6 protein-coding genes are annotated in these 7,033 nt (G+C 61.5%); 2 read left to right on the forward strand and 4 right to left on the reverse strand.

Translation table 11 applies throughout. The features are described from left to right. Window positions 1-166 precede the first annotated feature (166 nt). Both PLJ71_22065 and PLJ71_22070 read left to right on the forward strand, forming a co-directional pair. Window positions 167-1,552, forward strand: coding sequence for an ATP-binding protein (locus PLJ71_22065; protein ID HQM51375.1), 1,386 nt, complete (start codon window positions 167-169; stop codon window positions 1,550-1,552). 4 nt (window positions 1,553-1,556) lie between these two features. Beyond that, window positions 1,557-2,864: a sigma-54 dependent transcriptional regulator gene (locus PLJ71_22070; protein HQM51376.1), complete on the forward strand. Its 1,308-nt coding sequence runs from the start codon at window positions 1,557-1,559 to the stop codon at window positions 2,862-2,864. A 15-nt stretch (window positions 2,865-2,879) separates the two neighbouring features. Here the strand turns inward: PLJ71_22070 and PLJ71_22075 are convergent, their stop codons facing one another. The 4 genes from PLJ71_22075 to PLJ71_22090 form a co-directional block, all read right to left on the reverse strand. Further along, complete coding sequence (locus PLJ71_22075; GenBank protein HQM51377.1) at window positions 2,880-3,944, reverse strand: hypothetical protein; 1,065 nt, start codon at window positions 3,942-3,944, stop codon at window positions 2,880-2,882. An 18-nt stretch (window positions 3,945-3,962) separates the two neighbouring features. Further along, window positions 3,963-5,429, reverse strand: a complete 1,467-nt coding sequence (locus tag PLJ71_22080) for an MBOAT family protein (protein HQM51378.1) — start codon at window positions 5,427-5,429, stop codon at window positions 3,963-3,965. A gap of 754 nt (window positions 5,430-6,183) precedes the next feature. Then, window positions 6,184-6,498: an acetolactate synthase small subunit gene (gene ilvN, locus PLJ71_22085; GenBank protein HQM51379.1), complete on the reverse strand. Its 315-nt coding sequence runs from the start codon at window positions 6,496-6,498 to the stop codon at window positions 6,184-6,186. Window positions 6,499-6,544: 46 nt separating this feature from the next. After that, the coding region (locus tag PLJ71_22090; protein ID HQM51380.1) for a thiamine pyrophosphate-dependent enzyme at window positions 6,545-7,033 on the reverse strand (489 nt) is incomplete at its 5' end.

A 7,033-nucleotide genomic window follows, 5' to 3' on the forward strand; every position in this document is an offset into this window, starting at 1 on the left:
CTTTTGGCGAAGGTCAAAAGGACATGGCCAGCGGGTACGGCCGAGGCCGCGCCGCGTGCGAGGGATGCGGCGAAGGTTTTGGCCCCCGTGCCGGACGCGGCAAAGGTTTCGGCCCCGGCTGCGGACCATGCTGCCCCTGCGCCCGTCCATGGTAAACTGAGTGTCCATGGAACAGAAGGGTAACATTCGGAGTCCGGTTATCTTGTTGGTGCTGGCAGCCGCTGTACTGGCGGCTGCCAGCATTTTTCTCCTGGCCCGGCAGTACGATGTCGAGGTCGATAACGCCCAAGTCCAGCTCCTGGCGAAAGGCCGCACTACCCTCGACGCACTAACCGCGGGCATTCGTGCTCAAAGCCGGCGGGGCATGTACCGGATGGACCGGTTGGCGGCGATCTTTGACGAGCTCGCCCAAACGCCGGGCATTCTGGCGCTCCAGCTCCGTTCAGCCAGCGGCGCGATTGTGGCGGCGGGAGGAGAATTCAAAAACGTTCCCGCCCTGCCCCCCGACACGGCGCTCTGGCAACCGGAAACGCTCATCATGACCGCCACGGCCGAGTTTGCGCACGTTGGACCCGGCATGGGACCCGGCGGAAGGGGGCGCGGCGAAGGCGACCCCGGGCCAGGGCCTCGGCATGGCGGGGGGCCCGGTTCCCCGGGCGGGAATCGTGCGAACGACCCTGACTTGGGCGACGCGATATGGGAGGAGGGCCCGCATGTCTTGACTGTCGTGCTGCACACCGGGGATGTGCGCGCGGCAATACGCAACGCGCGGTTCCGCCTGGCCGGCGGCGCGGTCATCGTACTGCTGGCTATTGGCTCGGGCGTGTGGGCCTTCGTTTCGCAATTGCATAAACGGCGACTCGTAACCGACCTGCTTCTCGCTGAAGAGCGGGTGGCGGAAAGCCAACGCCTCGCCCGTCTGGGCGCCGGCCTCGCCCACGAAACCAAGAACCCCCTGGGCGTAGTGCGCGGCCTGGCCCAGTCCATTCTCGAAGCCCCCGAGGCGGGCCGCGACATCCGCAGCATGGCCCAGCAGATTGTCGACGAATCCGACCGCACCGTCGGGCAGATCAATTCGTTCCTGGGGTTTGCGCGGCCCCTTGAGCCCGTCCCCGCCCCGGTCAGCATGGCCAATCTGTTCGACGATATGAAACCGCTGTTCGAGGCGGAGGCGCGCGGCGCCGGCATCGTGTTCCATTGCGAAGACAACGGCCTGACCGTCCGTGCGGACGAAGCCATGCTGCGCAGGGCACTGATGAATCTCGTTATCAACGCCATCCATGCGGTGAAGAGCCGGGGCACAGTCACCGTGAGTGCCGAACGCGTGCAGGGAAGCGTGCGTATTGTTGTCGAGGATACGGGATGCGGCATTGCCCCCGAAGACATGAGACGCCTTACCGACCCCTATTTCGGGCGGTTCGAAGGCGGTTCGGGGCTGGGTTTGTCGATCGTCGACCAAATCGCCCGCGCACATGGATGGCGCCTCCGGTTCCGGTCCGCGCCAGGCGCGAATACACAGGTGTCAATCGAAGGCATGTCTGAGGTACGCTAGGGATATGAGGGAACACCGCCATCGCATCGCCATCGTCGACGACGACCCCGGCCAGCGCCAGCTGCTTGCAAACGCCCTCGAGCGCGCGGGGTACGACACCATCCGGTGCGAGGACGGACCCCAGGGGCTCGAAGCCGCGCCCGCGGCGTCGCTCATGCTCCTCGACGTGCGCATGCCCGGAATGAGCGGCCTCGAAGTCCTCGAAACGGTCAAGCGCGACCGGCCTCAACTGCCCGTTATTCTATTGACCGCTTACATAGACGTTCGCGACGCCGTACACGCCATGAAACAGGGCGCGCTGGATTACCTCGAAAAGCCGGTCGATCTCGATGAGCTGATCGCCGCCGTGGATGATGCACTGGGACCAACCGGGCGGTCAGTTTCTCAATCCGGCGTTCCCGAGTTGCCCGAAGGGATTGTGGCCGAAAGCGAGGCGATGCGTACCGTGTTTCAACAGGCCGAAAGAGTCGCCCCCTCCGAGGCCACCGTGCTGCTGCTCGGAGAAAGCGGCACGGGCAAAGAGGTCGTAGCCGCGTACATTCACCGCCGGAGCGCGCGCGCCGCCCAGCCCTTCGTGCAGGTCAACTGCGGCGCGCTGCCCGAAAACCTTATCGAAAGCGAGCTGTTCGGCCACGAAAAAGGCGCGTTCACCGGCGCGGACGCCCAACGCAACGGGCGCTTCCAGGAAGCCCACCAGGGCTCCATTTTCCTCGACGAAATCGGGGAACTGCCCCTCGCGGTTCAGCCAGCATTCCTGCATGTCCTCGAAAGCGGCAATATACGGCGCGTAGGAGGCAGCCAGGAACTCACCGTTGACGTGCGCGTCATCGCCGCAACCAACCGCAGCCTCGAAAACGATGTCCGGGAAGGCCGGTTTCGCGAAGACCTCTATTACCGGCTCAATGTGTTTGCCCTCGAGGTCCCCCCGTTGCGCGAACGCCGCGACGACATCCTGCCCCTCGCTGCGCATTTCCTCAAAGACGGCAAGCGGCGCCTCGCCCCTGCAACCGAGCGCGTGCTCATGGCCTACGACTGGCCGGGAAACGTGCGCGAACTTCGAAACGCCATCGAGCGCGCCGTCATCATGTCCGACGGCAATCTCGTGCTGCCCAAAGACCTGCCCCCGCACCTTCAGAATACGGCGCCGGCCGGGAAACCCAGCAGCGTGCTTGTGGGCGACATGCGCGAGATCCAGCGCCGGGCCATTATCGAGGCGCTTGAGAAGACCGGCGGCAACAAGACCCGCGCCGCCGACCTGCTCGGCATCAGCCGCCGTAACCTCATCTACAAACTGCGGGAGTACGGGCTGTAACGGCCCGGCGCCCGTTCACGGCAGGGGGCCGGGTTCCGCGCCGTGCGCCGTTTCCAATGCGGCGTCCAAACGGCGAATCTCCGCGGCAAGCTGTTCCGCAACCTGCATCCGGCCCTCGGCGTCGTAGTGTGTGGTCGGCAGGGGGCTTTCGTAGAAATGCCTTATGGGTAAATGCACGGAAAGATCGACGACATTGGCGTTGCCCTCCGCAAGCGCCTCCTGGATGATGCGGGAATCGCGCTGTACATTCTCCCCCATTTCGTGTCCCGCAGCGTCTTGCATCAACTCATGATTGATCGGCGTCAGGTAAAAGATGGGCTCCGCCCCCATGGCGCGGGCCAGCTCCGCGCAGCGCTGGAGAGCCTTCAATTCATGATGCTTTGCATGCAGCGCCTTACTGTAATGCGCGGCGAAATACAACTGCAGAAAATCACGGTGGTTCGCCATGGCTGTGTTCGTCCGAATTGCCTCATCGACCCGTCTTACTCTCTTGAGGGATACCCCTGTTTCCTTCGCGAGAAACCGAAGATGTTCATCGCGTGGTCTTGGAGCGCTATCGATACCCTTAAGGATGGAAATCGGGCGAAGAAAGGACCGCAACAGGAGCCCGTCATGTTCCAGAAACAACCTGGATTCAACGTATTGTCTTCCAAGAGCGCCAGCGGCGTACGGGCGAAGCGTCGAGTGGTTCATGCATATCACAACGTAGCGCGGATGCAGCCCTTCACTCTGCAGGCGGCGCAGAATAGCCGCATCGAGAGTGGGGAGCATCCCAGGGAGCAACAGGGCTCTAACCTTGTATTCGGGCAGGAGGTCGCCAAGCATCACGCATGTGGGCCGCATGTCATCAGCGTCTGGGGGATGAGAAAAAACCGAGCTGTCTCCAAGAAACACGATCTCGGGCGATTCCTGCAATGTGTCGTTAAGCGGCCGATCCAACCAGGAAGGAGGCGGCTGACCCCCGAAAACAAGCGATACGCCGACTTGCAGCGCCAGGAGAAGTGCGGTAAACAGGGCTGCTTTGACGAGAAACAATCCCAACCCTGCCTTCGGTGTCTGTTCGTGATACGTCTCTGTCATCGGACGTCGCTGCTCCACTTAGAACTGGAAATAGATGAACGGGATTCTCTGTACAACGCCGAAGTTCATGATGGCAGCCGCCAAAACAGCATAGGCGGCCCAGCGGAGTGAGAGAACTGGCAAGGTGAGGAGCCGGGGTGGGCCGCCCTTGCTCTGGAAATGCTCCGCAACAAGCATGAGAACCGTTGCCCCTGCCGTGATTGCCAGTTGTGACGCATTCTCGCTCAACGCGCTGAGCTCCCTTATGACCGCTGCGGGGCTGAACACGTAGTAAACAAGGTCCGGCATCTGTTGAAGGACGTATGACGCGTCCTTCACGGAATTGGCACGGAAGAAAACCCATCCGATGTTGACCAGCACGAAGGTGAGCGTAATCTGGAGCACATGATGCAGCCGGGGCGCCTTGTCGAGTCCTGTGGCGCGAACGACGGTGGCGCGAATGTCTCGTGTCGCGTGCGAACTGATGTAGTAAGCGGCGTGAAGCAGGCCCCAGATCACGAACGTCCAGTCCGCGCCATGCCACAGCCCGCTCGCTCCAAACACAATGAGGAGATTCAGGTACATGCGGGAAATCTTCACGCGGCTCCCGCCAAGAGGAATGTACACGTAGTCCCGAAACCACGTCGAGAGCGAGATGTGCCAGCGGCGCCAGAAATCCCCGATAGACGTCGCGAAGTAGGGCCGGTCGAAATTGGTCATGAGCTGGTAGCCGAGGATGCGCGCCGACCCCACCGCAATGTCCGAGTAGCCGGAAAAATCGCAGTAGATTTGGAAAGCGAAACCTACCGTGGCCAGCAGCAGCATGAGCGACGTCGCACCCGCCACGTCGTTGTAAACGGGATCGACAAACATAGCCAGGCGATCGGCCACAACCACTTTCTTGAACAAGCCCCAGAGAATGTAGCGCAGCCCAATGATGGCTCGGCCGTGATCGAAATCGTGGTTGCAGCGGAACTGCGGAAGGAGATTCTCCGAGCGTTCGATCGGCCCCGCAACAAGTTGCGGAAAGAACGCCACGTACAGCGCGAAGATGCCCGGATGCCGCTCAGGCGGGTGTGTTCCTTTGAAAACCTCGAATGTGTAGCTCAGGGTCTGAAAGGTGTAGAAGGAGATGCCCACGGGCAAAATGACATCGAGACCCGGCATCGTGTATTCCCAGCCCAGCCATTGCGCGGCTTGGTGGACGGACGTGTTGAAGAAATTGTAGTACTTGAACGCAAACAGCAGGCTGAAATTGCATCCGATACTTGCCAACAAAGCCCCAATACGGACTCGCCGGTTCGCTGTCAGCCCCATGATGAGACCGGCGGCGTAATCCACGGCTGTCGAGGCTACGATAAGAATCAGATACTCGGGCTTCCATGCGGCATAGAAGTAGTAACTCGCCAGGAGCAGCAGAATCCATCGCCAACGGTACGGCAAAGCGAAATACAGTGCGCACACGCATGGCAAGAAAATCAGAAACTCGACCGAATTGAAAAGCACGGCCTCGCCTTCCCCTATAGCGCGGCGCCGCGGTCAAACGGCTGCCACAATTTATCATCCGGGTGATGATACACTGATCTAGGTGGATCTACATGTTTAAATATGGATATAGAATAATAACGCCTTAAAGAAATTTCAACTGTCTTTGTGCCACTGTCTTTGTGCCATTTTCCCTGCGCAACTGTCCTTGTGCTCGCCGGCGAGGATATGCCATCGTAGCCAGGCTGCCCGGATTCGCAACCACACGGAAACGAGTGTCTGCCCCCCTCGCCATTTCCTGCGCAAACCACAAAGCGGGCCACTATTGGGTCCGAGCGAAGAGACAGGACTGCCCATGCAGATGGCACACCTGGGGTTAGGAGTCGTTCTTGCCGCGATCGTTGTGGCCGGCAAGAGCAGTCCGGCATGGGCGGATAGCTCACAGGCCTCCCCCGGATGGCGGGTCGAGGAGGGATGTCTGGTCCGCGGCGCCACAGCCCGGCCGGCCGATGGGTTCGCGCCCAACATCTGTATCGCAAAGCATGGGCCGGTGCTGAACCCCGCCGGACCGGCCCGTATCGCGACCCGGGCAGCATCGTACGGAGGGTTCCAGACCATCTACACGACCGGGAACGGCGAAGCCTGGCGGCTCCCGTATCTCCGCATGGTCAGCACCCCCAGTGGACGGTGCCTCTGCTTTTCGGGAAACGAGAAATCCTGTCAGCCGCTGCCGGGCCAGGCGCCGGCTCTCGCGCAACCGGGCCAGAACGCCCCATCACTCCCGAAAAAACGCTTCCAGCTGCGTGAACACCTCGTGGGTGGCGGGGCGGCGGCGCACGGTGCGCACGTCATACAGTTTCTCGGTTTGTTTGATCATCTGGTCGAGACGGGCATCTTCGTTTACCAGCAACCAGATGTGGCTGAGGGACCCGTCGCCGAAAGCCATGCACAAAATGCCCTCGACGTTGTAGGCCCGGCGCGAGAACAGTCCGCACACGTGCGACATCACGCCCGGATGGTTTCTGACCGTCAATTCCAGCACCGTGCGCGGTAATGCCGAGATGGCCGTTGATTCCGTTGCGATACTCATGTTCTTTCACCTCTATGTGCGCTGATGGTCCGTCCAATTCCCTCATTCAAGCCGGCATGGGTTCCGACGCGAGCATGTCGCGGTTCGCGGCGCCCGGCGGCACCATCGGATACACTTTCTGGTTCACGTCGATAGGCGCATGGATCAGACACGGCCCCGCCGCCGCCAGCGCTTCCGCAAGCACACCCGCCGGGTCCCGCGCCGTCCCCAGATCAGCGGACCGCATGCCGAACCCTCGCGCGACCGCGCAGAAATCGGTTGCCACGCGGTAATCGGATGCGAAAATCCGGTGTCCGTAGAAGAGATCCTGTTGTTGATGCACCAGGCCCAGTGACCTGTTGTCCATGACAATGATCTTGACGTTCACGTTCTCTTCAACGGCGGTCACCAGTTCCTGGACGTTCATCAACAGGCTGCCGTCGCCGCTGAAACACACCACGCGCCGCCCGGGGCAGGCCAGCGACGCGCCGATAGCAGCAGGCAGCCCGAAACCCATGGTGCCCAGTCCGCCCGACGTCAGCCATTGCCGCGGACG

Source organism: Candidatus Hydrogenedentota bacterium (assembly GCA_035416745.1).
Lineage (GTDB): Bacteria > Hydrogenedentota > Hydrogenedentia > Hydrogenedentales > SLHB01 > UBA2224.